Raw genomic sequence first — 24025 nt, forward strand, 5'->3', positions numbered from 1 at the left:
GGCTGTGTTGTGACTGGCCTTCGAGTCTTGTCCGGGATGCCGCCGGAGGGAAATCCGGTTATCGCGCTTGCTTATGCGCTTTGCGTGTATCGGCTGTTCATTCGGCCATTCAGTCGGCCATTCAGTCGGACGGACGGTCGGTGGCCGTGCATACGCGGTTGCGGCCTGCCATCTTGGCCGCGTAGAGGGCCCTGTCCGCGGCCTGTATCAGTTCCTTCGGCGGTTGCCGGGTGTCGGCAGGGCTCAGGGCATCGACGCCGGCGCTCAGCGTGACGAAGCCATCGGGCGCGCCGGCGTGCACGATCTCCAGGTCGCGCACCGCGCTGCGGATCTTTTCCGCAAGGACGGCAGCATCGGCCACGTCGGTGTTCGGCAGCAGCACGGCCAGTTCTTCGCCGCCGTACCTCGCGGCAAGGTCGCCCGGTCGCCGGGCCGCAACGTCCGCGATGGTGCGGCCGATCGTCTGCAGACACTCGTCGCCGGCCGTGTGGCCGTAGATGTCGTTGTACTGCTTGAAGCAGTCGACATCGAGCAGGATCAACGCCAGCGTGCTCGCGTCGCGCATGGCGCGGCTGAATTCGCTGTCGAGCGTCACGTCGAACTGCCGGCGATTCGCCAGGCCGGTGAGGCCGTCTTCCATGGCGAGAGTGTTCAGCGTCTTGTTGAGCTTTTCCAGCGCGTCGCGCGCGCGCCGCAGCTCGGCCTCGGTCTTGTTCTGCAGCTCCATCTGCCTCACCAGCCGCCAGCCGACGAAGCCGAGGATCGACACCAGGAGAATGACGCCCCCGGTGTGCCAGAGCGTCTCGCTCCACCAGGCGGCCAGGATCTCGTCCTTGGAAAGAGCCGCCCCGACGAAGAGCGGGTAGTTGGCAAGCCGCCTGAAGCTGTTCAGGCGCGTGATGCCGTCCTGCGCCGACTTGATCTCGGCCGTGCCGACCGGCCCCAGGTTCTTGTAGGCGGAGTAGAGCCCGGTGTTCAGCATGCTCCTTCCGACCATGTCGGTGCTGAATGGCCGGCGCGTCATCATCGTGCCGCTGTCGAGAATGAGCGCGACGGCACCACCCTGGCCTATGTCGAGGCTGTCGTAGAACTGGGTGAAGAAGTCGACGTCGATGGTTGCCAGCGCCACGCCGCCGAAGCTGCCGTCCGCGTTGTCGATACGCCGCGAGACCGGGACGAGCAGCTTGCCGTTGGTGCGGCTTTTCACCGGTATGCCGATGTGCGGTCCGCGGTCTTCGTGCTCACGATGGAAGATGAAGTATTCGCGCTCGGCGTTGTTCAGGTTCTGCGGCCGCACCTGCCGCGAGTTCACGACCCAGTTGCCGTCCTTGTCGTAGACGTGGATCGCGTCGAGCTGCGGGAGTTCGGCCACCCGCATGGCGAGCACCTTGTGAAGCCGCTCGATGGCCGCGGGCCCGGTGCCGTCATATTCGACGCGCTCGACGACGCCGACAAGGGCGGTGTCGGTCTCCTTGATCGTGTCGTCCGCCTGCTGCGCCATCGCGCGCGCCAGGTTCGCCGTGGCAACGCCCATCTGCCTGAGCTGGACCGCGCGCGACTGCCAGCTGTTCCAGCAGTCGAGCGCGACGATGGCGAGACAGACGACGGCGACGAAGGCCGTGGTCCGGAAGGTGATGGAAGGTCGACGAAACACGATCTGCTTTCGAGGCATTGATGTCTGGAACGCCTCGCCGACTTTGACACATCTGCGGCCGGATAGGCAGCAACCCGGCACGGCTGCCAGTGCTGCGGCCTGCAGGCAGCTTCCCGGTTCAGACCGGCCGAACGTCGAAGAACGCCTCGTCGGTGTCGCCCAGGTCGCGAAAGCCCGCGGTGCGCGCCGTGTCGTAGGCCTTGGCCCAGCGCTTGGCCAGCGCGATCTCCGCCCTCGACAGATCGCTCTCGCTCGACTCGCTCGCGTTCTGGAATGCCCGCAGCGCCTCGACCACGTCGCCGCCCAGCTGCCGGTCGATTTCGCGTCGGAAGCGCTGCTCGGCCACCTTCACGGCGTCGGCCGCCGGGTGCGAATAGTCCGCAAGCCTCACGGTGTACGCGACCCGCTCCTCGACTTCGACGTCCTCGAAGCGAAACGGCTCATCGGGCTCCGCGCGTGAAAACGACGGCTCCGGCAACAGCACCGGCGTATGCGGCTGCGACAAGGCGATGGGCAAGGCGGCTGCCGCTGCTGCGGCAGCACCCCGCGGGAAGAAAAGCTCGAACTGGTTCATGGTTCATCGCCCCGGCGCGCAAGTACGCGCCGATCCGGGCTCGTGGCCAAAGACTGGATGAATATACAGTCTTTGGCCACTGTTAACCAGCCCGAGATGGGCTGACACCGCCGATCCGCTCAACGGCGGTCGTAGATCGTCCGCCAGACATTGCACCCGTTCGAGCACGCGGGCCCCACCTGGCTCGGGTTCGGCTGCACAGCCGCAACGGGTGATGTGAAGGGGGAAAGATCTGCAGGGTCGCTGCCCGGCGAAGGAGCGCCGCCGACGACGATGGCAGTCACGCTGACCGCCACCACTTTTGTAACCATCAACATGATCGTCTCCAGCAGTTGGTCACAAATTCAAGATAGACCTGCCGAAGACAAAAATCGCGGGGATTTACCCTCGATGCGACTGCGCGCCGCGTCGGTGTCCAGCTACTCCCCGGTGGAAGGCCTCGTATCGTCGTCAGGTCCGAGAGGCGGTTCCGCCGCCTCCCCCGCCTCCACATAGTTCAGCTCGATCGGATGAACGATGGACACCGTCGGCTCGCCATCGAAGCGCACGAGCAGATATTCGCCGCTGGCGCCGGTGATGGCTCCGAACCTTCCGCGAAGCTCGACCCGGCCGCCGCGCCGTGCCGGCACCTTGAATCGCATTCGGATGTACGGAAGGCCCACCCGGAAATACTCGACCATGCGAACTCCCTGACTCGTTTGTCGTCGTTCGATCGAGGGCCTTGCGGCCAGTTCAATGACCATGCAACGCCGGCGACCGTTCGCCGCAATTTCGTCGGAGCCACGTCGGATGCGTGTCAGCCGGATTCGCCCCATGCTGACAGCCGCCGGGCATCGGGCGGGCGCGCCGGAGCCGCTCAGCGGGCGTTTTCCTCTTCTGTCGCGATCACGTCATCGACCTCCTCCCGAGGTCCGACGTTCAAGTCTTCCGAAAGCCCCTTCAGCACGACGTAGCCCGCCTGCAGCGCCTCGGCATAGGTGTGGAAACCCTTGGCCGCCTCCATCAGCGGTTCGAACTCCATGGAGTTGTCGAAGGATTCCAGCAGCACCCAGAAATAGTGGCCCTCGTCGTGTTGGTCGACGGTCAGGGCGATGGAGATAAGTTGACCAGCCATGCCGCGCATGCTGGCGCGCTCAAATGACAGGCCCAAGAAGTAAACATGAACGTTCGGCTTCGTGTTCGACTGCTCGAAAGCACTACACCCTTTCACGCAAGAGGCCTTCACGGCGTCATGCGCTATCGGCGATGCTCGGGGCATGCCGATTGCGAATTCACGTCCACCAGCGCGCTCCGGATGGCGCGTCGCCGCACTGATCTACACGGTCGCCGGCGTCGTCTGCATCCTGGCCTGCGCGGTCGCGCCCGGCAGCGACGTGAGCCTGTTGATCGCCATCGCGGGCGGACTGCCGTGGTCGCTGAGCCTGCTGACGCTGGGCCTGTCGCCCGGCGTGGCCGACACGGCGCTGCTGATGCTGGCCGCGAGCTGGTCGGTCAATGCTGCGCTGCTGTGGTGGCTGGCGCTGCGCCGGCCCGGGCCGCACGGTCCTTCGCACCCGGCCTGAGCCGCTCCAGCGCGAATCGGTGCGATCATCTCGCCCCGAAACACCGGGCGCCCGGCGCCTGCCCCACAACAAGAACCGAGACAAAGGCTTTTCCCCGATGCCCCAAGACCTGCAGCAAGTCAACGCGCCGCTGATCGGCGTTCCCGGCGGCCGCCATCTGCTCGACACCCCCGCCCTGCTGATCGACCTGCCCGCGATGACGCGCAACATCGAGCGCATGGCCGCCTTCTCCAGGTCGCGCGGCGTGAACCTTCGCCCGCACGTGAAGACGCACAAGTCGGTCGAGATCGCGCGCCGCCAGGTGGCCGCCGGCGCCATCGGCGTGAGCTGCGTCACGCTGGGCGAGGCGGAAGTGATGGTCCAGGGCGGGATTCCGGGCGTGCTCATCACCTCGCCGGCGGTCACGCCGAGCAAGATCGCGCGGCTCATCAGGCTGGCGCAGCGGGCCCGCCCGGGCGACGTGATGGTGGTGGTCGACAACCCGCAGAACCTCGCCGAGCTGGCGCGCGCCGCCAGCGAGCTCACGCATCCGCTGGACGTGCTGGTGGACTACGGCGCTGGCTACAACCGCACCGGCGCCGCCACGCAGGCCAAGGTGCTCGAGCTGGCCGCGCTGGCCGCCGCAGAGCCGCGCCTTCGGCTGCGCGGGCTGCAGGCCTATGCGGGCAACCTGCAGCACATCGTGGCGCGCGAGGAGCGCAGCGCGGCAGCCGCCGGCCTGCGCGAGACCGTGGCGGGCATCGTCGCGGCGGCGCGGCGCCAGGGCCTGAACTTCGACATCGTCACCGGCGCTGGCACAGGCACGCACGACCTCGATTCGCAGGAAAACGCCTTCACCGAGCTGCAGGCCGGCTCGTACGTGTTCATGGACGCCGAGTACAGCCGCGTGCTGGCCGACGGCGACAAGGCCTCGCCCTTCGAGACATCGCTCTTCGTGCAGACGGCGGTGGTCAGCACGAACGCGGCCGACTGGGTGACGGTGGATGGCGGCACCAAGTGCTTCTCCACCGACAGCGGCGTTCCGCTGGTGGCGAAAGGCGCCGACGCCGCGAGCCGCTACGCCTTCTTCGGCGACGAGCACGGCAAGCTGATGCCGCCAGTCGGCTCGCAGGCGCCAAAGCCCCCGCTGGGCGCCCGGGTGGAGTTCGTCACCCCGCACTGCGATCCGACGGTGAACCTGCACGATGCGTATCACGTGGTCGAAGGCGGCACGCTGGTCGCCATCTGGCCGGTGGACGCGCGCGGCAGGCGATAGCGGAATAAGAAAACTCGAAAAGCGTATTTCACAAGCGCCGCGCGGCGGGGGACAGTCGGGCGCTGTCCTTCTTCTCCAGGGCGGCGCCTTCGGGGCCGCCCCGCCTCCATGGAATCCATCCAAGCAACGACGCGCCCCGCGGCGCCGGGCGCACAGGCGCCATCCTTCCAGCAGCTCGCCGCCCGCTTCCGTCCCGTCTTCCAGCGCATCGCCGAACGCGCGGCCCAGCGCGAGAACGAACGCGAGCTAGCCTACGAGCCCGTGGCCTGGCTCAACGCCGAGCGCTTCGGCGCGCTGCGCGTGCCCGTCGAGCACGGCGGCCTGGGCGGTTCGGTGGAGCAGCTCTACGACCTGCTGATCGAGCTCGGCGAGGCCGACTCCAACCTGCCGCAGATCCTGCGCGCGCACTTCGGCTTCATCGAACGGCTCTTCGCCGAGATCGACCCCGCGCTGCACGGCCCGTGGATGCGCCTGGCGGCCGAGGGCGTGATCTTCGGCAACGCCACCACCGAGCTCGGCGAAGGCCCGCTCGGCGAGCTGCAGACCACGCTGCGTCGCGACGGCGATGCCTGGCGGCTCGACGGCGACAAGTTCTACAGCACCGGCACGCTGTACGCCGACTGGATCTCGGTCTCGGCCCAGCGCCTGAACGCCGACGGCAGCAGCGACCGCGTGATCGCGCTCGTGCCGGCCGAGGCGCAGGGCGTGGAGCGCGTGGACGACTGGCGCGGCTTCGGCCAGCGGCTGAGTGCATCGGGCACCACGCGTTTTCGCAACGTCCGTGTGAAGCCCGAGAACGTGCTGCTGTACGTGCGCGACCAGCCCACCCCGCTGACAGCGCATTTCCAGCTCACGCACCTTGCAACGCTCGCCGGCATCGCGCGCGCCATCGTGCGCGACGCGGTGGCCTTCGTGCAGCCGCGCAAGCGCATCTACAGCCACGGCAGCGGCGACACGCCGCGCGAAGACCCGCTGGTCCAGCAGGTCGTCGGCCAGCTCGCGAGCACAGCCTTCATCGCTGCATCGACCGTGCAGGCGGTGGCACGCGGCCTGGGCGAGGTCGACCGCTTCCGCCAGCGCGGCGAGGCAGTGCCCGAGAGCCTGCTGTTCGAGGTGGAGCTGAACACCGCCAAGGCACAGGCCGGCGTCGTCGACGCGGTGCTGCAGGCGGGCACGCGGCTCTTCGACGTGGGCGGCGCTTCTGCGCTGCAGGAAGACCGGCGGCTCGACCGCCACTGGCGCAACGCGCGCACGCTCGCCTCGCACAACCCGACCATCTACAAAGGGCGCGTGGTGGGCAACCACCTGCTCAACGGAGCGAGGCCGACTTTCTACTGGGCGGTGGGGAGCGCTTAAAGTCGCGGGTTCTCCAACGGACCCGTTTCTCTTTCATGCGCCGCCTGCTGCCAGCCCTTCTCCCATTCCTCATCGTCAGCTGCGCAACGCCGCAAACCGGAGTGCAGCGTCTCAACGACGGCGTATTCAGGGCTGCAAGCCAGCAGGAGGCGCAGGCCTACTGCCGCATCGACGGGAACCCGATCCGGTTCCTGACTCAGGCCGACGCGCCGACCACGCCGACCACGCCGGGCAGCGGCGTGCTCTTCAGGTGCGACTGAAGAAGGATTGAAGGAATTGAAGTGTCGGCGGCGTCTTCAGACGCGCGGAAGCGCCGCAAGGAAGGTGGACACGACGATCGCCGCGGCCCGGTCGAGCTGCAGGATGTCCGCGACGTCGAAGGCGTGCGGCGCCGTGCGTCCACTCGAGCCGAGCGGCTTGCGGATCTCGACAAGAACTTCGGCCGCCAGCTCGCGGTCGCTGCGCGGCCGGCCGTCGGAGTGCATCACCCATTCATCGACTTGATCGAACGGAATGCTGCGGAAGACCCCCACGATGGGGATGTACTTGTAGCGATCCTCGCCCACCAGGATGGGCACGCTGAGGTTACAGAAAAACGTGGTCGTCGACATGCAGGATCGCCGTCGCTAAGCAAAGCTTTTGATTGTTAATGAGTGAGCTGTCTGGAGCCATCCTCCGCAGGAGCTATCAGGGGAAGAGACGTGACCTTCTGCACACAAATTGCCTCCATCCTCATGGTTTTGCCCCATAAAACAACCACTTTATTCTTACATAAAGATACACCGAGTGGGATTTTTGATGTTTTCGGCTGTTCCGGCCCGAATTGAAGGGCTGGCCGAACGGCGGACGCAGATGTAACCGCACCCGCATGAAACGGGGGATGCGAGGTTGCGCGAAGAATGGCGGCGGCGGGCTGGGACATACCCGCCCGCGCGTTCACCTGGCAACGATTGATTTCATCGGGGACATCGCCATGCAGGCGCCCCGGCGGCCGTCAGGCCGGCGCGCTGAAGCGCGGCGCGCGCCGCTCGATGTTGGCCTTCACCGCCTCGACCTGGTTCGGGCTGCCGATCAGCGCCTTCTGCTCCACCGACTCCGCCAGCAGCAGCTCGGCCGCGCTCTGCGAGAGCGATGCGTTCAGGAGGCGCTTGCCCGCGCGGATCGCGTCGGGGCTCTTGCCGGCGATCTCGTGCGCCATCTGCAGCGCCTCGGCCAGCGGATCTGCCGAGACACGGGTGGCGAAGCCCAGGCGCAGCGCTTCTTCGCCCGAGAAGATGCGCCCCGTGAAGGTGAGTTCGCGCACCACGTCGCTGCGCGCGAGCTCGCGCATCAGCACCATGCCGGCCATGTCGGGCACCAGGCCCCACTTGATCTCCATCACCGAGAGCCTGGTGTCGGGCGCGACGATGCGGATGTCCGCCCCCAGCGCCACCTGCAGGCCGCCGCCGAAGGCCACGCCGTGCACTGCTGCAATGACGGGCACCGGCACCTCGCGCCAGACCATTGCGACCTGCTGCGCGGCATTCGAGATGCCGTGCGTGCGCACCACCAGGTCGGCACCGGCGGCGCCTTCGCCCAGCACACCGGCACCCGCGTCCTGCTGCTGCATGCGCTCGAACGAAGCCATGTCGAGCCCCGCGCAGAAGGCCTTGCCGCGCCCCGAGATCACCACCGCGCGCGCCGCCTTGTCTTCGCGCAGCGCCTCGCCGGCCTCGATGAGCGCATCGAACATCGCCGGGTCGAGCGCGTTCATCTTGTCGGCGCGCGAGAGCTGCAGTTCCACCACGCCGTCGGCGTGGCGGGTCCATTCGATGCGGTCGGTCATTCGATGTCTCCGGGGCGGTTTGCCGAGCCAGTATCGCCGGGCACGGGCTCAGGCGATGATGGCGCCTGTCGCCAACACAACACCACAACCATGCCCCTGGACCGCCGCCACTTTCTCATTCAATCGGGTTCGGCCGCCGCCGTGGTCGCGCTGTTCGGGCAGGGCTGCGCCTCACCGTCCACCGCCCCTGCCACGCGCCCTGGCGAGCTGCTGGGCTTCACCGGCGTGCCGGCCTCCCTGCATGACGGCATCGTCGTGCCGCCCGAGTACGAGTGGCAGCTGCTCTACCCCTGGGGCACACCCACCGGCATCGCGAACAGCATGCCGCCCTTCGCGCCCGACGCAAGCAACGGCGCCGACGACCAGGCCGTGCAGGCCGGCATGCACCACGACGGCATGCACTTCTTCGCGCTCGATGCGGGCGGCGAGCGCGGCCTGCTCGTGATGAACCACGAGTACACCGACGAGCAGCTGCTGCACACCGACGGCGTGAAGGAATGGACCGCCGTGAAGGTCCGCAAGTCGCTGCACGCCATGGGCGTCTCGGTGATCGAGATCCGGCGCACCGGCAAGGGCTGGCAGCAGGTACTGCCCTCGCCCTTCGCGCGCCGCGTGCACGGAAACACGCCGATGCGCATCGCCGGCCCCGCGGCCGGCACGCCGTTGATGCGCACCGCGGCCAATCCGGCGGGCGACTCGGTCTTCGGCACCTTCGCCAATTGCGCCATGGGCGTCACGCCGTGGGGCACCTACCTGACCTGCGAGGAGAACTTCCACGGCTACTTCGGCGGCCCGAAGGACGCGGCCCGCAACGCGACGCCGGCCCAGCGCCGCTACGGCACGGTGGCCGGCTCGCAGTGGGTCGAGTACTGGCGCTTCGACGAGCGCTTCGACGTGAGCCGCCATCCCAACGAGCCGCACCGCTTCGGCTGGGTGGTCGAGATCGATCCGTTCGACCCCACGGCCACACCCATCAAGCGCACCGCGCTGGGCCGCAAGCGCCAGGAAAGCGCCACTTGCACCGTCGCGAAGGACGGCCGCCTGGTGGTCTACATGGGCGACGACTCGCGCTTCGAGTACATCTACAAGTTCATCAGCCGCGACAAGGTGCGCCCCGGCACCGACGCCGCCGCGCGCGCCGCCAACCGCCACCTGCTCGACGAGGGCACGCTCTACGCCGCCCGCTACGACGCCGGCGGACGCGGCCAGTGGCTCGAACTCACGCACGGGCGCAACGGGCTCGATGCGGCGAACGGCTTCGCCGACCAGGCGGAGGTGCTGATCCACGCGCGGCTGGCCGGCGACCATGTCGGCGCCACGAAGATGGACCGCCCCGAATGGATCGCCATCCACCCGCAAAGCGGCGAGGTCTACGTCACCCTCACCAACAACAGCCAGCGCGGCGACGCCGGCAAGCCCGCCCCGGACGCGGCCAACCCGCGCGCCAACAACCTCTTCGGCGGCATCCTGCGCTGGCGCGAGGACGCGGGCGATGCCGCCGCCACCGGCTTCGCCTGGGACCACTTCGCGCTGGCGGGCGACCCGGCGCAGCCCGGCAGCGGCGCGCGCTATCCCTCCGCCGAGGCCGACGCCTTCGGTGCGCCCGACGGCCTGCACTTCGACCGTGGCGGCCTGCTCTGGATCCAGACCGACATGAGCGGCCAGGTGATCGGCAAGCCGCCCTACACCGCGCTGGGCAACAACCAGATGCTGTGCGCCGACCCGGCCTCGGGCCGCATCAAGCGCTTTTTGACGGGGCCCAACGGCTGCGAGATCACCGGCTGCGTGGTCACGCCCGACCGGCGCACGCTGTTCGTCAACATCCAGCACCCAGGCGAAGCGCGCGACGACGGCGACACCAGGCCCAACAGCGCCTGGCCCGACGGTGCCACGCCGGGCAGCGCACGGCCGCGCTCGGCGACGCTGGCCATCCGCCGGCGCGATGGCGGTATCGTCGGCACCTGAGACAAGCACAAGCAGAGAAAAAGGGAAACCCACCATGAGCATCCGCATCGTCCGCCTCGGCACACCGCGCGCGCCCGACGAGGGCCTGCGCGTAGGCACCGTGCGCCGTCCGCCGCGCGGCGTTCCGAAGACCGAGTTCGCCTCGCAGGACTGGTACGACGTGTGGTATCCGAACCTGGCGCCTTCCGTCGAGACGATGAAGCAGGCGCAGGAGGCCCAGAAAGAGGCATCGCCCGCGCAGTGGAACGCCTTCGTGCGCAAGTTCAAGTCCGAGATGGCCGAGCCCGACGCGAGCCGCAGCCTCGACCTGCTGGCCGCGCTCTCGCACGGCGCATCGCTGTCGGTGGGCTGCTACTGCGAGGACGAATCGCGCTGCCACCGCTCCGTGCTGCGCAGCCTGCTGGCCGAGCGCGGCGCGAAGATCGTCGACTGAGCGACGTACCTCTTCAGACCATCGGCGCTGCGAGGAACACGGGCAGGCTCTCGGCCTGCGCGGAAAAAGCGGCCAGCGCCGGAAAGTCGCGCGGCGAAACCGCATCGGGCGTCAGCAGCTGCGTGAAGGCCCAGGCCACGGCCGTCGAGATGCCGGCCTGAGTCATCGTCTCTTCGCTGGCTGGCAGCGGCTCGGCAACGAGCTCGCGCTCGAGCGCCGAATACGCGGCGACGAGCTGGCCCTGCACGCGGTCCATCCACGGCTGGTGCAGCTTCTCGGCCGGACGCAGCTTGCGCTCGTAGACGATCTGCACCGTCTTCTCGCAGGCCGCGAGCGCGAGCCCCGTGAGGCGCAGCTCGCGCAGCCGCCGCGCCGGGTCTGCCGGCAGCAGGCTGCGCCCGCTGAGCGACTGCGCGTAATCGACGATCAGCGTCGAATCCATCAGCACCGAGCCGTCGTCGCAGACCAGCGTGGGCGCCTTCACCACCGGGTTGATGGCGCTGAACTGCTCGAAGGTGCTGAAGACGGAGATCGAGCGGTGCTCGAAAGGAACGCCGAGCAGGCGCAAAGAGATGGCGGCGCGCCGCACGTAGGGTGAGTCGAGCATGCCGACGAGTTGCATGGATGGTTTCTCCTGGAAGACCGGCCCACGATACCGGCAACATCGCCTGCGCCGAATGGCAATCCATCGAAAATCAGGGCCGCAAACCGATCAACCATCGGCGGCCATGCGCCCCCTCCGCTCCTCATGAACATCGACAAGAAAGACCGCCTGATCCTCGAAGCGCTGCAGACCGACGCGCGCCAGAGCCTGGCCGCCATCGGCAAGCGCATCGGCCTGTCGCAGCCGGCCATGAGCGAGCGCGTGCGCAAGCTGGAAGAAGCGGGCGTGATCGAGGGCTACGGCGCGCGCGTCAACCTGCGCGCGCTGGGCGTGGGGCTGCAGGCCATCATCCGCATCGACACCACGCATGCGGGTATCGCCAGATACCTGAAGCTGTTCGAGGCCATGCCCGAGGTGCTGAGCGCCGATCGCGTGACCGGCGAAGACTGCTTCTTCGTGCGCTGCGCGATCGCCGAGCCGGCCGACCTGGAGCGCGTGGTGGACGCGCTGGCGGTCGATGGCTCGGTGACGACCTCGCTGGTGCTGTCCAGCCCGGTGAAGAAGTGGGTCACCGTGCACGCGGCCAGGTTGCCGAAGAAATGAAGGGGCGCAGCCCTCAGCGCTGCGCCTTGTCCTTCTGGTTCTGCGCCTCGATGCGCTCGCGCGCGGCCAGCCAGTCGGCATCGCTCCACTGGCGCAGTTCGTAGAAGTTGCCGCCGGTGGCCAGTGCGTTGCCGCCGTCCATCATGATGCTCTGGCCGGTGAGCCAGTCGCACTGGCCCGGCGCCATCAGGAAGGAAGCGAGGTTCTGCAGCTCGCTCATGCGGCCGGTGCGCGCCATCGGGTTGTTCTGCTTGCTGCGCGCGCCGGGCTCCTCGCCGGGGTTCAGGCGCTTGCTCATGCCCTCGGTCGGAATCTCGCCGGGGCCGACGGCGTTCAGGCGGATGCCGTGGCGCGCCCACTCGACCGCGAGCGACTTGGTCATGACCTCGATGCCGGCCTTGCTCATGGCCGAGGGCACCACGTAGGGGCTGCCGTTGTCGACCCAGGTGACGATGATGCTCATCACACTGCGGAAAGCATCGCCTGGCTTCCACTCGCCCGACTTGGCCTGCGCCACCCAGCGCTTGCCCACCGCCTGAGTCACGTAGAAGCTGCCATGGAAGACGATGTTGGCGATGGCATCGAAGGCGCGCGGCGAGAGAGCCTCGGTGGGCGAGACGAAGTTGCCCGCCGCGTTGTTCACCAGCCCCGTGAGGCCGCCGCTCTGGAACAGGCTCTCGACCATCTCGTCGACCTGCTGCGCGATGCGGATGTCCACGCCGAAGGTATCGATGCGCCGCTGCGGAAACTGCTTGCGCCATTCGGCCGCCGTCTCCTCGCAGACCGACTGGCGCCGGCCGCAGATCGCCACGTCGGCGCCGAGGCTCAGGAAGCGCTCGGCCATCGCGCGGCCGAGGCCGGTGCCGCCGCCGGTCACCAGGATGCGCTGGCCGCTCATGAGGGAAGCTTCAAACATGGGTCGTCTCCTTGATCGATGGGAGGGCGGCATGAAGAAAGGAAGGGGAAGCTGGCGCCGCCACCGGCACATGCTACGCGCGCCGTGCTTTCGCGGCTTGCGGGAAGTGGCTCCGCCCCTCGGGCGAGAATGCGCGAAACGATTCTTCCGGAGACCAGGACCGATGCCGAGCCCCGCCGACGATCAAGCCTTCGCACCGCTGGAGGGCGTTCGCGTCCTCAGCCTCGCGCTCAACCTGCCCGGCCCCGCCGCGCTGCTGCGTTGCCGCCGCATGGGCGCCACCTGCCTGAAGCTGGAGCCGCCGGCCGGCGACCCGATGGGGCTCTACAACCGCCCGGCCTACACCGCGCTGCACGAGGGCATCGAGATCCGCACCCTCGACCTGAAGTCCGAGGCCGGCCAGCAGCAGCTGCACGCCGAGCTCGCGGCCACCGACGTGCTGCTCACTTCGTTCCGCCCCTCGGCGCTCGCCAAGCTGAAGCTCGACTGGGCCACGCTGCAGGCGCGCCATCCTTCGCTGTCGCAGGTAGCCATCGTCGGCGCACCAGGCGAGCGCGCCGAGGAGCCGGGCCACGACCTGACCTACCTCGCCGAAAGCGGCCTCGTCACCGGCACCGAACTGCCTCCCACGCTCTACGCCGACATGGGCGGCGCCCTGCTCGCCAGCGAGGCGGTGCTGAAAGCCATGCTGCTGCGCTCGCGCAAGGCGGGCGGTGTTTATCTGGAAGTGGCGCTGAACGCCTCGGCCGACTGGCTCGCTCTGCCCCGCACCTGGGGCCTGACGCAGCCTTCGGGCACGGTCGGCGGCGCGCACGCCGGCTACCGCGTCTATCCCTGCGCCGATGGCCGCGTGGCGGTGGCGGCGCTGGAGCCGCATTTCGCCGACCGGCTCTGCGAGGCCGCGCAGATCGCCTCGCGCGACATGCTGGCGCCGGCCACGCGCGAGGCACTGGCCGCCTGGCTGCTGACGCGCACACGCGCCGAACTCGACGCCATGAGCCGCGAGCGCGACGTGCCGCTGCTGACGCTGGCCGACTGATCCGGCTCAGCGGCTGTAGCCGTCGCGCTGCCGATCTTCCCGCTTGAGCGCGAGATACTTGTCCAGATCGATCTCGTGCAGCTGGCGCGGGTACTGCTCGGCCCCCGCGAACCAGCGACGCTGGCGGCGCTCGGCCTGGTCCGGCCCCGGCGCCGAGAGATACGCATCCAGCGTCAGGAAGTAGCGCATCGCGTTGCGCTCCACGAGTCCGCGCAGGCCGCGGATGTAGTCGGGCTGGCCCTCGGGCGTCTTGCCGATCACGGTGAAGCCCACCTTGTCGCTGCCGAAGGTCGCCAGATAGGCCATGGTGCCCAGGCGCACCATCGTGTTGTGGTCGTAGCTGTAGCTGAAGTGCAGGAAGCTCTTGCGCTCGTCGAGCGCCACGGCCTCGAGCGTCACCCGGTAGTTGCTGGTGCCCAGCGGGCCGCTCTCGGCCGACAGCTCCACCAGCAGGTGCTCGGGCGAACTGCCGGCGACGCGGTAGACGAAAGGCAGCTCGAAGGCCTGGTCGATCGGCTTGTCGTAGCGGCGCACCACGTAGAGCGTGAGCATCTCGCTCCCCTGAGGGCCGCTGCCGGTGCGGCAGCGCCGGTTGTTGACGTGCAGGGTCAGCACGTCGCACCAGTGGGCCGGGTCCTTGAGCGCGGTGGCGATCTCGGGGAGCGGGTGCTCGACCACGGCATAGACGTCGCCCTGCAGGCCATCGGCCGTTTCCATGGAGTCGAGCTGCACAGCCCGGCCGAAGCTGCTGTGGTTGAGCTTGTCGCTCATCCGCTGGTGGACGGCGCGCAGCGCCTGCGCGGGAGAGCTCTCCGGCGCGGCCGCGAGGGCCGGCACCGAGAAAACCGCCAGCGACAGCGCTGCCGCCAGGATGCGCATCCACGAAACCGGCGAATGGGGCGAGCTGCTCATGGGGCCACACCATACAACGGAGTGCCCCGCCCTTGGCTTCAGTCGGACTGCGCCTGCTTGCTGCGCCGCACCAACATCAGCATCGCGCCAGCCAGCAGCAAGGCCCCTGCCCACTGGCGCGACGTCATGGGCTGCGAGAACAGCGCAGCGGCCAGCAAGCCGGCCACCAGCGGCTCGATCAGCGTGCCGACCACCGCCGCCGTCGGCGACAGGCGCCGCGCGCCCCAGGCGAAGGCCAGGTAGGCCACCGAGGTCGTCACCACGCCCGTGTAGCCCACGCCCAGCCATTGGGCGCCGCCGGCTGGCCAGGTGATGCCCGAAGGCAGCGCCACGGCCAGCATGCACAGCGCCGCTGCCGTCATCCCCCAGGCCGAGGCCGTGACAGCCGGCACCCGCGCCGGCATGCGCGCGTTGCCCAGCACCACCATCGCGTAGCAGAAGGCCGAGCCCAGCGACCAGGCCACGCCAGCCGCATGCCCCGAGGCCAGCGGGCCCCATCCTCCGGCGGGCATCACCAGCAGCAGCACGCCGGCCAGCGCGAGCAGCAGGCCGGCGATCAGCCTGGGGCCGAGATGCTCATAGCCGCGCAGCACCGAAACCAGCGTGACGATCACCGGGGCGCAGCAGATCGAGATGACGGTCGGCAGCGCCGCGCCCAGGTGCACGATGCCGGCGAACCAGCAGCTCACGTTGAGCGCCATTGCAGCGCCTGTAGCCAGCATCTGCGACCGCTCCCGGCTGCTCAGATCGGCCCAGCCGGCACCGGGGATCGCCGGCGCCCGCCAGTGCAGCCACCACAGCAGCGGCAGCCCGAGGGCGAAGCGCGCCAGCGACAGGCTCTGCGGCGCGATGCCGCCATCGATCAGGAATTGCGCCACCAGCGCACCACCGCCCCAGAGGGCGCCAGCCAGCAACACGCCGCCCCAGGCCAGGGCGGCAGACGTTCTTGCGTTCATTGATGAAAGTTCTTTCTCCATGACGCCCGCCATGGCCGATCGCTTCAGGACCGGGGCTCAGGCAGCGGGCGTGACCATCCGAGCCGCCGGCCGGCCAAAGGGGGACGACTGGCGGCAACCGCGTGGGTCTGAGCGCGAAGCGCGCTTCAGCTGCGGACGACGGAGGGGGGAGAAAGATGGCGGGCCATGTCGCGTATCTTATGCGTCCAAGACTTTTTCGAGGAACGGCATATGCCACTGGTGCGAATCGATCTTTCCAGCGACACCCCCGAAACCCTGGGCCCGGCCATCGGCGACCTGGTCTACCAGGCCATGCGGGACACCATCAACGTGCCGGAGCACGACAAGTTCCAGGTCATCACGCGGCACGCCCCGCATGAGCTGGTGCATCCGGCGAGCTACCTCGGCGTCGCGTATTCGCCGGGCTTCGTGCTGATCCAGATCACGCTGAACCAGGGGCGCACCACCGAGATGAAGAAGGCCTTCTACAGGCGCGTGGCCGACGACCTGCACGGCCGGCTGGGCATACGGCGCGAGGACGTGTTCATCAACCTCGTCGAGGTGGCGAAGGAGAACTGGTCGTTCGGCAACGGGGAGATGCAGTACGCATAGCAGCGAGAATCCCGGCGATGAAACGCCAGGGCACGCTCGTTCGATGGGAGAAGGACCGGGGATTCGGCTTCATCCGCTGTCCCGAAATCTCCGCCGATGTATTCGTGCACCTGCGCGACTTCACCGACCGGGGCACCGCGCCGCAAGTCGGCATGAGGGTGAACTTCGAGGAGATCCATGTGGGCGGCAAGGGGCCACGTGCGATGTCGGTGCAGGTAGCCGGTGCGGCGCGGCAGCCGCAATCACAACCGCAGCGGAGGTCCGCGCCGCCTCGCCGGCAACCTGATCGCTCGGTGCGTTCCTCGGCCTCTTCTTCGTCCCCTTTGCCGATGGTTCTTCTGCTCGTGGCATACGGCGCGCTGCTCGGCTATGGCGTGTGGACAGCACGCCTTCCGCCGATCGCGCTCGGCGTATTGGCGCTGCTCAGCCTGCTGACTTTCTTCATCTACGGCTTCGACAAGAACGCAGCCGAAACAGGCCGCTGGCGCACCGCGGAGAGCACGCTGCACCTGCTCTCGCTGATCGGGGGTTGGCCGGGCGCCTGGGTCGCGCAGCGGTTGTTCCGCCACAAGGTGCGCAAGGCGAGCTTCATGGCGGGCTACTGGGCCACGGTGCTGGCACACATGGCGGCCGTGGGCGCCTGGGTAGGCAAGCTGCTGCCAGCGGGACTGCTGGCGTTCTGAAACTCAGCGCGGCTTGCGGATGCTGCCGCGCACCGGGCCGGCAGCCTTGCGCGGCGCCGCGGCCGAACCGTTGTCGCGCGGCGGCAGGCCGGTATGCTGCGTGAGGATGCGGCCCTTGGAGGGCTTCACCGGTGCCAGTTTGACCGGCGCGGACTTGTTGACCGCCGGAGCGACGGTCGAGTTCTTGCGGCGCGCGCTGGTGTAGCCGCCATCGGTCAGCGGTTGCCAGGTCGGAATGAGATGGTGCTTGCCGTTGCCGATCAGGTCGGCGCGGCCCATCGCCTTGAGCGCCTCGCGCAGCAGCGGCCAGTTGTTGGCGTCGTGGTAGCGCAGGAAGGCCTTGTGCAGGCGGCGGCGCTTGTCTCCGCGAACGATGTCCACCGTCTCGCTCTCGCGCGTGATCTTGCGCAGCGGGTTGCGGTTGGAGTGGTACATCGCGGTGGCCGTGGCCATCGGGCTCGGATAGAAGGTCTGCACCTGGTCGGCGCGGAAGCCGTTCTTCTTGAGCCAGATCGCGAGGTTCATCATGTCCTCGTCGCTGGTGCCCGGATGCGCGGCGATGAAGTACGGAATGAGGTACTGCTTCTTGCCAGCCTCGGCCGAGTACTTCTCGAACATCTGCTTGAACTTGTCGTAGCTGCCGATGCCGGGCTTCATCATCTTCGTGAGCGGGCCCTGCTCGGTGTGCTCGGGCGCGATCTTGAGATAGCCGCCCACGTGGTGCTGCACCAGTTCCTTCACGTACTCGGGCGACTGCACGGCCAGGTCGTAGCGCAGGCCGGAGCCGATCAGGATCTTCTTGATGCCCTTCAACGCACGCGCTCGGCGGTAGATCTTGATGAGCGGATCGTGATTGGTGTTGAGGTTCTGGCAGATGCCCGGATACACGCAGCTGGGCTTGCGGCAGGCGGCCTCGATCTCGGGCGACTTGCAGCCGATGCGGTACATGTTGGCGGTGGGGCCGCCGAGGTCGGAGATGGTGCCGGTGAAGCCCTTCACCGAGTCGCGGATGGCCTCGACCTCCTTGATGATCGAGTCTTCCGAGCGGCTCTGGATGATGCGGCCCTCGTGCTCGGTGATCGAGCAGAAGGTGCAGCCGCCGAAGCAGCCGCGCATGATGTTCACGCTGAAGCGGATCATTTCCCACGCGGGGATCTTGGTCGCGCCGTCGTGGCTGCCGTTCTCGTCGGCGTAGCGCGGGTGCGGGCTGCGCGCGTAGGGCAGGTCGAACACGTGGTCCATCTCGGCCGTGGTGAGCGGAATGGGCGGCGGGTTGATCCACACGTCGCGCGCCGTGGTGCCCTCGCCGTGCGCCTGCACCAGCGCGCGGGCGTTGCCGGGGTTGGTCTCCAGGTGCAGCACGCGGTTGGCGTGCGCGTAGAGCACAGGGTCGCTGCGCACCTGCTCGTAGGCCGGCAGGCGGATCACCGAGCGCTCGCGCGGCGGCACCTTGGTCTTGCCCTTGCCTTGCAGCGCGGGGTTGGGCACGAAGTTCAGCGGCTTGATGGCGAGGTTGACGGCAGTCGAGCCCGCGGCTTCGGCGGCCTTGGCCACCGCCTCGGCCTCGTCTTCCTTCGCGCAGGTGGCGCCGTTGGCCTTCGCCTGGTCGGACACCATCAGGTACGGGTTGACGTGCGCCTCGACGCGGCCGGGTTCGTCGACGCTGGTGGAGTCGATCTCGAACCAGCCCTCGGGGGTTTCACGGCGTACGAAGGCGGTGCCGCGCACGTCGGTGATCTGCTGCACCGGCTCCTTGGCGGCGAGGCGGTGGGCGATCTCGACGATGGCGCGCTCGGCGTTGCCGTACAGCAGCAGGTCGCACTTGGCGTCGACCACGATGGAGCGGCGCACCTTGTCCGACCAGTAGTCGTAGTGGGCGATGCGGCGCAGGCTGCCTTCGATGCCGCCGAGGATGATCGGCACGTCGCTCCAGGCTTCCTTGCAGCGCTGCGAATACACGATGGCCGCGCGGTCGGGGCGCGAACCGCCGACGTCGCCGGGGGTGTAGGCATCGTCGCTGCGGATCTTCCGGTCGGCCGTGTAGCGGTTGATCATCGAATCCATGTTGCCGGCGGTGACGCCGAAGAACAGGTTCGGTTTGCCCAGCGCCTTGAAGGGCTCCGCGCTGTGCCAGTCGGGCTGCGCGATGATGCCCACGCGGAAGCCCTGGGCCTCCAGCATGCGGCCGATCACCGACATGCCGAAGCTGGGGTGGTCGACGTAGGCGTCGCCCGTGACCACGATGATGTCGCAGCTGTCCCAGCCGAGCGCCTCCATTTCCTTGCGCGAGGTCGGCAGGAACTTCGCCGTGCCGAAACGGGCCGCCCAGTACTTGCGGTAGCTGGTCAGCGGCTTGGCGGCACGCGCGAAAAAGGAGACGTCGACGGGGGCGTTCATCGGTGGGATCGGACAGCGCCGGGGCGCCGCCGTTGTGGGCAACCCTAGATTTTAGGGTTTTCCATCATTCTTGTCGCTTCATGACATCCCGGAGCCAAGTTCTCTCGCCAGCCAATTGATTGCCAAAGTCAAGCATATAAATGACAATGGCAACCATGCTAGAGCTTTCACCCCCAATCGACACCGCCGCCGTCAAGGCGATCCGGCAGTTCAACCGCTTCTACACACGCCGCATCGGCGCCCTGGACCCCTACCTCGGCAGCGCCATGTCGCTGACCGACGTGCGCGTGCTCTACGAACTGGCGCACCGCGAAATGGCCGTCGCGAGCGAGATCGGGCGCGACCTCGGGCTCGACGCCGGCTACCTGAGCCGCATCCTCCGCCGCTTCGAGAACGAGGGCTGGCTGGTGCGCGAGCCGCATCCGCGCGATGCGCGCCAGAGCGTGCTGCGCCTGACCGACGCGGGCCATGCCGCGTTCGCGCCGCTGCAGCAGAAATCACGCGAAGAGGCTGCCGCCCTGCTCGCCTCGCTGGCGCCGGCGCAGCGCCAGCAGCTGGTGCGCGCCATGGGCACGGTGCAGTCGCTGCTCGACCCCGAAGCGCCGCCCGCGAAGCCGCAGGCGGCCGTCCTGCGCGGCCCGGCTCCGGGCGACATCGGCTGGGTGGTGCAGCAGCACGGCGAGATCTATGCGCGGGAATACGGCTGGAACAGCACCTTCGAGGCGCTGGTAGCCGGCATCGCGGGCGAGTTCCTGCTCAAGTTCCAGCCCGAATGGGAGCGCTGCTGGATCGCCGAGCTCAACGGCGAGCGTGTGGGCTCGATCTTCGTGGTGCGCAAGTCGGCCACGGTCGCGCAGCTGCGCCTGTTGATCCTCACGCCCGGCGCGCGCGGGCTGGGGCTGGGCGGCAAGCTGGTCGACGAATGCATCGCCTTCGCCCGCCTCAAGGGCTACCGGAAGATGGTGCTGTGGACCAACAGCTGCCTGACGGCCGCTCGCGGCATCTATGCCAGCCGCGGCTTCCAGCTCACAGGTTCCGAGCCGCACGAGGGCTACGGCACCCCGCTCGAGGGCGAGACCTGGGAATTGAAGCTGTAGTGCCAGGAACACCGCGGAACCGGCTTTGCCGGGCCGCTGGTGTTGCCCCCGGCAGGGGGTTGGCGAAGCGACACGAAGTGCGCGCAGCCTGGGGGCGAGCAACAGTTACTGCATGAACCAGCCGTGGCTCACCACGAGCGACTGGCCGGTGAGCGCATTCGTCGGGAAGCCCGCGAACAGCAGCGCCACGCGCGCCACGTCTTCCGTGGTCGTGAACTCGCCGTCGACGGTCTCCTTCAGCATCACATTCTTGATGACTTCCTGCTCCGTGATGCCCAGCGTCTTGGCCTGCTCGGGAATCTGCTTCTCGACGAGCGGCGTGCGTACGAAGCCCGGGCAGATCACGTTGGCTCGCACGCCGTGCTTGGCGCCTTCCTTGGCGACCGTCTTGGCCAGGCCGATGAGTCCGTGCTTGGCCGTCACGTAGGGCGCCTTCAGCAGCGAGGCCTCCTTGGAGTGCACGGAGCCCATGTAGATCACGCTGCCGCCGCGGCCCTGCGCGTACATGTGCTTCAGGCAGGCCTTGGTGGTGAGGAAGGCGCCGTCGAGGTGGATCGCCAGCATCTTCTTCCAGTCGGCGAAGCTGAATTCCTCCACCGGGTGCACGATCTGGATGCCGGCGTTGCTGATGAGGATGTCGATGCCGCCGAAGGCAGCCGCGCCCTCTTCCACCGAGGCGTTGACCTGGTCTTCGTTCGTCACGTCCACGCCCACGCCGATGGCCTGCGCACCCGTGGCCTTGAGCTCGGCCGCGGTGGCGTCGGCCGCTTCCTTGTTGAGGTCGGCAATGATGATCTTCGCGCCTTCCTGCGCGAACAGGATGGCGATTTCCTTGCCGATGCCGCTGGCCGAGCCGGTGATGTAGGCGACCTTGTCCTTGAGTTGCATGGTGATGTTCCTTGAGGGTTGGGGTTGGAAAGCTGGCGGCGTGAAAACCGAAGCCGCCAGCAAGAATCAGGCGAGGTAGTCGTGCTCGACCGTGCCGAGCGCGAGCGTCATGTCGGCGATGTAGTGCACCGCCGACTCGACCTTTCGCACCGGCAGATCGGCCACCGGCGCCAGCGCGTGCGGGTGCAGTTCGAGCGAACCGGGCCCGCCCCACGCGCCGTGCAGCGTCACGTCGACCATGTGATAGCGCACCAGCTCGCAGATGCGGGCCGTTCCGTCGACGTGCGGAATGATCTTGAGCAGGAAGTTCGGCTGCGCGATGCCCGCGAGGATGGGCGCCGGGTCGAGCGTGCGGTGCTTGAAGCCCATGGTGGCCTTGGCCACGCGGACCTTGCCGTAGTCGAGGGTGCCGACGACCACGTCGGTCTCGTAGTCGAGCACCGGCGAGGCCAGCTTCTTCGGAAAGCCCCAGAGCTCGCGCCCGCCGGCAATGGGCGGATGGTCGTTCAGGTACATCGCATGCACGTACGCGCCCTTCTCCACGCCCCTGGCGGTGCGCAGCTGCACCGGAATGACCTGGCCCGACTCGGTGTAGTCGCCGAAGCCGGTGGAATCGGGCATGCGGATGAATTCGTACTTGACCAGCGGCTCGACCACTTCGAGCGGCTCGGGCACCACGGCGCGCAGAGCGTCCATGTCGGTGCGGTACGTGATGATCAGGAACTCGCGCCTGATGAAACGGTAAGGCCCTGGCGGAAAGGCCGGACTGGTCAGCGGCATCGCGAATGCCGTTCGTCGCACGTCTTCAATGTTCATGATGCAAACATTTCCTCCTGGTGAAGCTGGAACGGTGAAGTGACGGCCCAGTCTCGCGCTGGTTTCTTAGCCGGGGCTGAATCGCCGGTCGCCCCTGAAGCTCATCGCGAAAGCCCCGGCCGCTTGACGCGCCCGGAGCCATGCTCGCCGAGGTCGAAGGTGGTCACGCCATTGACCGTGGCGTCGGCGCGCAGCGTCTCCGGATGGGCCAGCGTCACGCGCATGTCGCGCGCGCCGGCTTCCCAATGCTCTTCCACCGCGGCGCGCGAGAACTCGTAGTCCTTCGACTCCAGCTCGTAGGGCTTGTCACGGTAGATCAGGTGGAAGATGTCGATGGGCTCGTGCGTGAGCTGCGACTGCACCTCGTGCACGCTGGGGTCGTTGCGCAGGTTGGCGGGCAGCTTGGAGATCAGGTCGGCAATCGCCTGCTGCAGGTTCATGTTGGCGGCCAGCGCGTCGGTATTCATGCGCGTGCGGCTCGAGTAGGTGATGTCCTTCTGCCGTTCGAGCACGCCCGCCATGGTGCGGGGCATCTCGCCGCGCGCGTTGAACAGGTCGACCTGCAGCACCACCAGCGGCTCGTTGCGTGGATGCATGTCGAGCACGTACTGCAGCGGCGTGTTCGACACGATGCCGCCGTCCCAGTAGTCGTCGCCGTCGATGCTCACCGGCGCGAAGCCCGGCGGCAGCGCGCCGCTGGCCATGATGTGCTCGGGCCCGATGCGCTGGCGCGTGTTGTCGAAGTACACCGAATTGCCGGTGCGCACATTCACCGCGCCCACGCTGAAGCGGGCCTCGCAGGCGTTGATGCGGTCGAAATCGACGAGCCGCTCCAGCGTGGACTTCAGCGGCGAGGTGTCGTAGTAGCTCAGCAGCGGCGCGGCGCCGCCCATCAGGAAGGCCGGCGAGTAGCGCGGCTCGAAGAAGCCCGGAATGCCCACCAGCGAGGCCATCGTGGCGCTGTACTGGTTCTGCGTGGCCCGGTCGCCCAGCCACGAAGGCAGGCGCTGCGAAGGCCCGGAAGACACGAGGTGCCAGAACTCGCGCAGCCGGTCGACGCGCTTTTCCTGGGTGTTGCCCGCGATCAGCGCGGCATTGATGGCGCCGATGGAAACGCCCGCGATCCAGTGCGGCTGCAACTCGGTTTCGCTGAGCGCCGCATACACGCCGGCCTGGTAGGCGCCGAGCGCGCCCCCGCCCTGCAGCACCAGCGCCTTGCGGGCGGTGCGCATGTCCTCGCGGCGCGAGGCGAAGGGGTCAAGGGGCTTCCTGGAAGCGGTGGAGGCGGCACGGGTTTTCTTCTTCGCTGGTGTCGTCGTCATGCGTTCATTTGACACCAGCCCCGAGACACAAACCTGACCAGGGGCTCTTGCCCCTGGAACGATTTCACATCTTCGGCAGCATCTGCCCGCGGATCTCGCCACCGGGGTTGGCGGCCGTGTGGATGTTGGCGTACCACTTGCCCGCCGACAGGTCGGCCGCCTGCGCCGGAGTGAGTGTGGCCTGTCCCTCGATCGGACTCGCCGGGTTGGCAAAGGGCAGCACCACGCCCGCATTGGCTCCCGCCGCGGCCGGGCCGTGGAAGTGCGCCATGGTGGCCGGTCCGCTCAGGCCGGTGTAGGTGATCTTGTACCTGAGCACGTTGGTGTCGCGGTCGAGCCAGGCCTCGGCCATGCCGCTGCCGCGCGTCATGTTGGGCGGGACTTCGCTCGCCGCGTTCATCGCGCCGCTGAAGCTCGCGACGTTCGATTTCGACATCATTCCGCAGCCGGCCAGCGCGGCACTGGCAACGCCAGTGACGAGGGCTGCGCGCAAGAGGGCGCCATATTTGGTCATGAGCTTTATCTCCTGGTTGTGAAAGCGTCCACAGCATAGGCA

General features: G+C 68.0%; 27 protein-coding genes. 11 read left to right on the forward strand and 16 right to left on the reverse strand.

The features are described from left to right. Nucleotides 1-121 precede the first annotated feature (121 nt). The 5 genes from AC1VNX_RS19795 to AC1VNX_RS19815 form a co-directional block, all read right to left on the reverse strand. Nucleotides 122-1654: a GGDEF domain-containing protein gene (locus tag AC1VNX_RS19795; protein ID WP_483158633.1), complete on the reverse strand. Its 1533-nt coding sequence runs from the start codon at nt 1652-1654 to the stop codon at nt 122-124. Between the two features lie 118 nt (nt 1655-1772). Continuing rightward, nucleotides 1773-2228, reverse strand: coding sequence for a hypothetical protein (locus AC1VNX_RS19800; RefSeq protein ID WP_483158635.1), 456 nt, complete (start codon nt 2226-2228; stop codon nt 1773-1775). Nucleotides 2229-2347: 119 nt separating this feature from the next. Next, nucleotides 2348-2545 carry a hypothetical protein gene (locus AC1VNX_RS19805; protein WP_483158637.1) on the reverse strand — a complete coding sequence of 66 codons (198 nt, stop codon included), beginning with the start codon at nt 2543-2545 and terminating at the stop codon, nt 2348-2350. 102 nt (nt 2546-2647) lie between these two features. Next, nucleotides 2648-2908, reverse strand: a complete 261-nt coding sequence (locus tag AC1VNX_RS19810) for a hypothetical protein (RefSeq protein WP_483158639.1) — start codon at nt 2906-2908, stop codon at nt 2648-2650. 176 nt (nt 2909-3084) lie between these two features. Continuing rightward, on the reverse strand, nt 3085-3486 hold the full coding sequence (locus tag AC1VNX_RS19815; RefSeq protein ID WP_483158641.1) for a hypothetical protein: 402 nt from the start codon (nt 3484-3486) through the stop codon (nt 3085-3087). On the opposite strand from AC1VNX_RS19815, the gene AC1VNX_RS19820 reads away from it, so the two are divergent. From AC1VNX_RS19820 to AC1VNX_RS19835, 4 genes are all read left to right on the forward strand, one after another. Next, complete coding sequence (locus AC1VNX_RS19820; RefSeq protein WP_483158643.1) at nt 3485-3790, forward strand: hypothetical protein; 306 nt, start codon at nt 3485-3487, stop codon at nt 3788-3790. The genes AC1VNX_RS19815 and AC1VNX_RS19820 overlap by 2 nt on opposite strands. A gap of 97 nt (nt 3791-3887) precedes the next feature. Further along, nucleotides 3888-5045 carry a DSD1 family PLP-dependent enzyme gene (locus tag AC1VNX_RS19825; RefSeq protein ID WP_483158645.1) on the forward strand — a complete coding sequence of 386 codons (1158 nt, stop codon included), beginning with the start codon at nt 3888-3890 and terminating at the stop codon, nt 5043-5045. A 108-nt stretch (nt 5046-5153) separates the two neighbouring features. Next, nucleotides 5154-6401, forward strand: a complete 1248-nt coding sequence (locus tag AC1VNX_RS19830) for an acyl-CoA dehydrogenase family protein (protein ID WP_483158647.1) — start codon at nt 5154-5156, stop codon at nt 6399-6401. 101 nt (nt 6402-6502) lie between these two features. Beyond that, nucleotides 6503-6661, forward strand: coding sequence for a hypothetical protein (locus tag AC1VNX_RS19835; protein WP_483158649.1), 159 nt, complete (start codon nt 6503-6505; stop codon nt 6659-6661). A gap of 36 nt (nt 6662-6697) precedes the next feature. Here AC1VNX_RS19835 and AC1VNX_RS19840 read toward each other — a convergent pair whose 3' ends face one another. Both AC1VNX_RS19840 and AC1VNX_RS19845 read right to left on the reverse strand, forming a co-directional pair. After that, nucleotides 6698-7012, reverse strand: a complete 315-nt coding sequence (locus AC1VNX_RS19840) for a hypothetical protein (protein ID WP_483158651.1) — start codon at nt 7010-7012, stop codon at nt 6698-6700. Between the two features lie 383 nt (nt 7013-7395). After that, nucleotides 7396-8226: a crotonase/enoyl-CoA hydratase family protein gene (locus AC1VNX_RS19845; protein ID WP_483158653.1), complete on the reverse strand. Its 831-nt coding sequence runs from the start codon at nt 8224-8226 to the stop codon at nt 7396-7398. A 90-nt stretch (nt 8227-8316) separates the two neighbouring features. On the opposite strand from AC1VNX_RS19845, the gene AC1VNX_RS19850 reads away from it, so the two are divergent. Further along, nucleotides 8317-10191 (forward strand): PhoX family protein, encoded by a 1875-nt coding sequence (locus tag AC1VNX_RS19850; protein ID WP_483158655.1) that lies wholly within the window; start codon nt 8317-8319, stop codon nt 10189-10191. A 34-nt stretch (nt 10192-10225) separates the two neighbouring features. Further along, nucleotides 10226-10624 carry a DUF488 domain-containing protein gene (locus AC1VNX_RS19855; protein ID WP_301511074.1) on the forward strand — a complete coding sequence of 133 codons (399 nt, stop codon included), beginning with the start codon at nt 10226-10228 and terminating at the stop codon, nt 10622-10624. Nucleotides 10625-10637: 13 nt separating this feature from the next. Here AC1VNX_RS19855 and AC1VNX_RS19860 read toward each other — a convergent pair whose 3' ends face one another. Next, a complete protein-coding gene (locus tag AC1VNX_RS19860) occupies nt 10638-11246 on the reverse strand; it encodes a glutathione S-transferase (protein WP_483158658.1) in 609 nt (202 codons plus the stop codon). 126 nt (nt 11247-11372) lie between these two features. Between AC1VNX_RS19860 and AC1VNX_RS19865 the strand changes: the two genes are divergently transcribed. Continuing rightward, on the forward strand, nt 11373-11831 hold the full coding sequence (locus tag AC1VNX_RS19865) for an Lrp/AsnC family transcriptional regulator (protein WP_483158659.1): 459 nt from the start codon (nt 11373-11375) through the stop codon (nt 11829-11831). Between the two features lie 13 nt (nt 11832-11844). Here the strand turns inward: AC1VNX_RS19865 and AC1VNX_RS19870 are convergent, their stop codons facing one another. Next, nucleotides 11845-12747, reverse strand: a complete 903-nt coding sequence (locus AC1VNX_RS19870; protein ID WP_184638528.1) for an SDR family oxidoreductase — start codon at nt 12745-12747, stop codon at nt 11845-11847. A 163-nt stretch (nt 12748-12910) separates the two neighbouring features. On the opposite strand from AC1VNX_RS19870, the gene AC1VNX_RS19875 reads away from it, so the two are divergent. Continuing rightward, nucleotides 12911-13786 carry a CoA transferase gene (locus AC1VNX_RS19875; RefSeq protein ID WP_483158662.1) on the forward strand — a complete coding sequence of 292 codons (876 nt, stop codon included), beginning with the start codon at nt 12911-12913 and terminating at the stop codon, nt 13784-13786. A gap of 6 nt (nt 13787-13792) precedes the next feature. Here AC1VNX_RS19875 and AC1VNX_RS19880 read toward each other — a convergent pair whose 3' ends face one another. Both AC1VNX_RS19880 and AC1VNX_RS19885 read right to left on the reverse strand, forming a co-directional pair. Beyond that, on the reverse strand, nt 13793-14698 hold the full coding sequence (locus AC1VNX_RS19880) for a hypothetical protein (RefSeq protein ID WP_483158664.1): 906 nt from the start codon (nt 14696-14698) through the stop codon (nt 13793-13795). 38 nt (nt 14699-14736) lie between these two features. Then, the gene (locus tag AC1VNX_RS19885; protein ID WP_483158666.1) at nt 14737-15654 is read right to left on the reverse strand and encodes a DMT family transporter; all 918 of its coding nucleotides are present in this window, start codon (nt 15652-15654) and stop codon (nt 14737-14739) included. A gap of 231 nt (nt 15655-15885) precedes the next feature. On the opposite strand from AC1VNX_RS19885, the gene AC1VNX_RS19890 reads away from it, so the two are divergent. Together AC1VNX_RS19890 and AC1VNX_RS19895 are read left to right on the forward strand one after the other, a co-directional pair. Beyond that, nucleotides 15886-16266 (forward strand): tautomerase family protein, encoded by a 381-nt coding sequence (locus AC1VNX_RS19890; protein WP_483158668.1) that lies wholly within the window; start codon nt 15886-15888, stop codon nt 16264-16266. Nucleotides 16267-16283: 17 nt separating this feature from the next. Next, nucleotides 16284-16949: a DUF1294 domain-containing protein gene (locus AC1VNX_RS19895; protein ID WP_483158670.1), complete on the forward strand. Its 666-nt coding sequence runs from the start codon at nt 16284-16286 to the stop codon at nt 16947-16949. Between the two features lie 3 nt (nt 16950-16952). Here the strand turns inward: AC1VNX_RS19895 and AC1VNX_RS19900 are convergent, their stop codons facing one another. Further along, a complete protein-coding gene (locus AC1VNX_RS19900; protein WP_483158672.1) occupies nt 16953-19346 on the reverse strand; it encodes a YgiQ family radical SAM protein in 2394 nt (797 codons plus the stop codon). 146 nt (nt 19347-19492) lie between these two features. Between AC1VNX_RS19900 and AC1VNX_RS19905 the strand changes: the two genes are divergently transcribed. Then, nucleotides 19493-20443 carry a bifunctional helix-turn-helix transcriptional regulator/GNAT family N-acetyltransferase gene (locus tag AC1VNX_RS19905; protein ID WP_483158674.1) on the forward strand — a complete coding sequence of 317 codons (951 nt, stop codon included), beginning with the start codon at nt 19493-19495 and terminating at the stop codon, nt 20441-20443. A 105-nt stretch (nt 20444-20548) separates the two neighbouring features. Here AC1VNX_RS19905 and AC1VNX_RS19910 read toward each other — a convergent pair whose 3' ends face one another. The 4 genes from AC1VNX_RS19910 to AC1VNX_RS19925 form a co-directional block, all read right to left on the reverse strand. Then, a complete protein-coding gene (locus tag AC1VNX_RS19910) occupies nt 20549-21331 on the reverse strand; it encodes a 3-hydroxybutyrate dehydrogenase (protein ID WP_019653083.1) in 783 nt (260 codons plus the stop codon). A 66-nt stretch (nt 21332-21397) separates the two neighbouring features. Then, the gene (locus tag AC1VNX_RS19915) at nt 21398-22147 is read right to left on the reverse strand and encodes an acetoacetate decarboxylase (RefSeq protein ID WP_483158676.1); all 750 of its coding nucleotides are present in this window, start codon (nt 22145-22147) and stop codon (nt 21398-21400) included. Nucleotides 22148-22248: 101 nt separating this feature from the next. Next, nucleotides 22249-23469, reverse strand: a complete 1221-nt coding sequence (locus AC1VNX_RS19920; protein ID WP_483158678.1) for a patatin-like phospholipase family protein — start codon at nt 23467-23469, stop codon at nt 22249-22251. Nucleotides 23470-23533: 64 nt separating this feature from the next. Next, a complete protein-coding gene (locus tag AC1VNX_RS19925) occupies nt 23534-23983 on the reverse strand; it encodes a CHRD domain-containing protein (protein ID WP_483158680.1) in 450 nt (149 codons plus the stop codon). Nucleotides 23984-24025: the final 42 nt, after the last annotated feature.

It is taken from the genome of Variovorax sp. TLI9-5A (assembly GCF_056867935.1).

Bases quoted from the DNA above. Each gene is read 5' to 3' on its own strand.
- AC1VNX_RS19825 (WP_483158645.1), top strand. From the start codon at position 3,888: ATGCCCCAAGACCTGCAGCAAGTCAACGCGCCGCTGATCGGCGTTCCC.
- AC1VNX_RS19840 (WP_483158651.1), bottom strand. From the start codon at position 7,012: ATGTCGACGACCACGTTTTTCTGTAACCTCAGCGTGCCCATCCTGGTG.
- AC1VNX_RS19800 (WP_483158635.1), bottom strand. From the start codon at position 2,228: ATGAACCAGTTCGAGCTTTTCTTCCCGCGGGGTGCTGCCGCAGCAGCG.
- AC1VNX_RS19820 (WP_483158643.1), top strand. From the start codon at position 3,485: ATGCCGATTGCGAATTCACGTCCACCAGCGCGCTCCGGATGGCGCGTC.
- AC1VNX_RS19805 (WP_483158637.1), bottom strand. From the start codon at position 2,545: ATGTTGATGGTTACAAAAGTGGTGGCGGTCAGCGTGACTGCCATCGTC.
- AC1VNX_RS19860 (WP_483158658.1), bottom strand. From the start codon at position 11,246: ATGCAACTCGTCGGCATGCTCGACTCACCCTACGTGCGGCGCGCCGCC.
- AC1VNX_RS19910 (WP_019653083.1), bottom strand. From the start codon at position 21,331: ATGCAACTCAAGGACAAGGTCGCCTACATCACCGGCTCGGCCAGCGGC.
- AC1VNX_RS19810 (WP_483158639.1), bottom strand. From the start codon at position 2,908: ATGGTCGAGTATTTCCGGGTGGGCCTTCCGTACATCCGAATGCGATTC.
- AC1VNX_RS19815 (WP_483158641.1), bottom strand. From the start codon at position 3,486: ATGCCCCGAGCATCGCCGATAGCGCATGACGCCGTGAAGGCCTCTTGC.
- AC1VNX_RS19865 (WP_483158659.1), top strand. From the start codon at position 11,373: ATGAACATCGACAAGAAAGACCGCCTGATCCTCGAAGCGCTGCAGACC.
- AC1VNX_RS19895 (WP_483158670.1), top strand. From the start codon at position 16,284: ATGAAACGCCAGGGCACGCTCGTTCGATGGGAGAAGGACCGGGGATTC.
- AC1VNX_RS19850 (WP_483158655.1), top strand. From the start codon at position 8,317: ATGCCCCTGGACCGCCGCCACTTTCTCATTCAATCGGGTTCGGCCGCC.
- AC1VNX_RS19925 (WP_483158680.1), bottom strand. From the start codon at position 23,983: ATGACCAAATATGGCGCCCTCTTGCGCGCAGCCCTCGTCACTGGCGTT.
- AC1VNX_RS19920 (WP_483158678.1), bottom strand. From the start codon at position 23,469: ATGACGACGACACCAGCGAAGAAGAAAACCCGTGCCGCCTCCACCGCT.
- AC1VNX_RS19880 (WP_483158664.1), bottom strand. From the start codon at position 14,698: ATGAGCAGCTCGCCCCATTCGCCGGTTTCGTGGATGCGCATCCTGGCG.
- AC1VNX_RS19905 (WP_483158674.1), top strand. From the start codon at position 19,493: ATGGCAACCATGCTAGAGCTTTCACCCCCAATCGACACCGCCGCCGTC.
- AC1VNX_RS19900 (WP_483158672.1), bottom strand. From the start codon at position 19,346: ATGAACGCCCCCGTCGACGTCTCCTTTTTCGCGCGTGCCGCCAAGCCG.
- AC1VNX_RS19890 (WP_483158668.1), top strand. From the start codon at position 15,886: ATGCCACTGGTGCGAATCGATCTTTCCAGCGACACCCCCGAAACCCTG.
- AC1VNX_RS19845 (WP_483158653.1), bottom strand. From the start codon at position 8,226: ATGACCGACCGCATCGAATGGACCCGCCACGCCGACGGCGTGGTGGAA.
- AC1VNX_RS19875 (WP_483158662.1), top strand. From the start codon at position 12,911: ATGCCGAGCCCCGCCGACGATCAAGCCTTCGCACCGCTGGAGGGCGTT.
- AC1VNX_RS19870 (WP_184638528.1), bottom strand. From the start codon at position 12,747: ATGTTTGAAGCTTCCCTCATGAGCGGCCAGCGCATCCTGGTGACCGGC.
- AC1VNX_RS19855 (WP_301511074.1), top strand. From the start codon at position 10,226: ATGAGCATCCGCATCGTCCGCCTCGGCACACCGCGCGCGCCCGACGAG.
- AC1VNX_RS19885 (WP_483158666.1), bottom strand. From the start codon at position 15,654: ATGAACGCAAGAACGTCTGCCGCCCTGGCCTGGGGCGGCGTGTTGCTG.
- AC1VNX_RS19830 (WP_483158647.1), top strand. From the start codon at position 5,154: ATGGAATCCATCCAAGCAACGACGCGCCCCGCGGCGCCGGGCGCACAG.
- AC1VNX_RS19915 (WP_483158676.1), bottom strand. From the start codon at position 22,147: ATGAACATTGAAGACGTGCGACGAACGGCATTCGCGATGCCGCTGACC.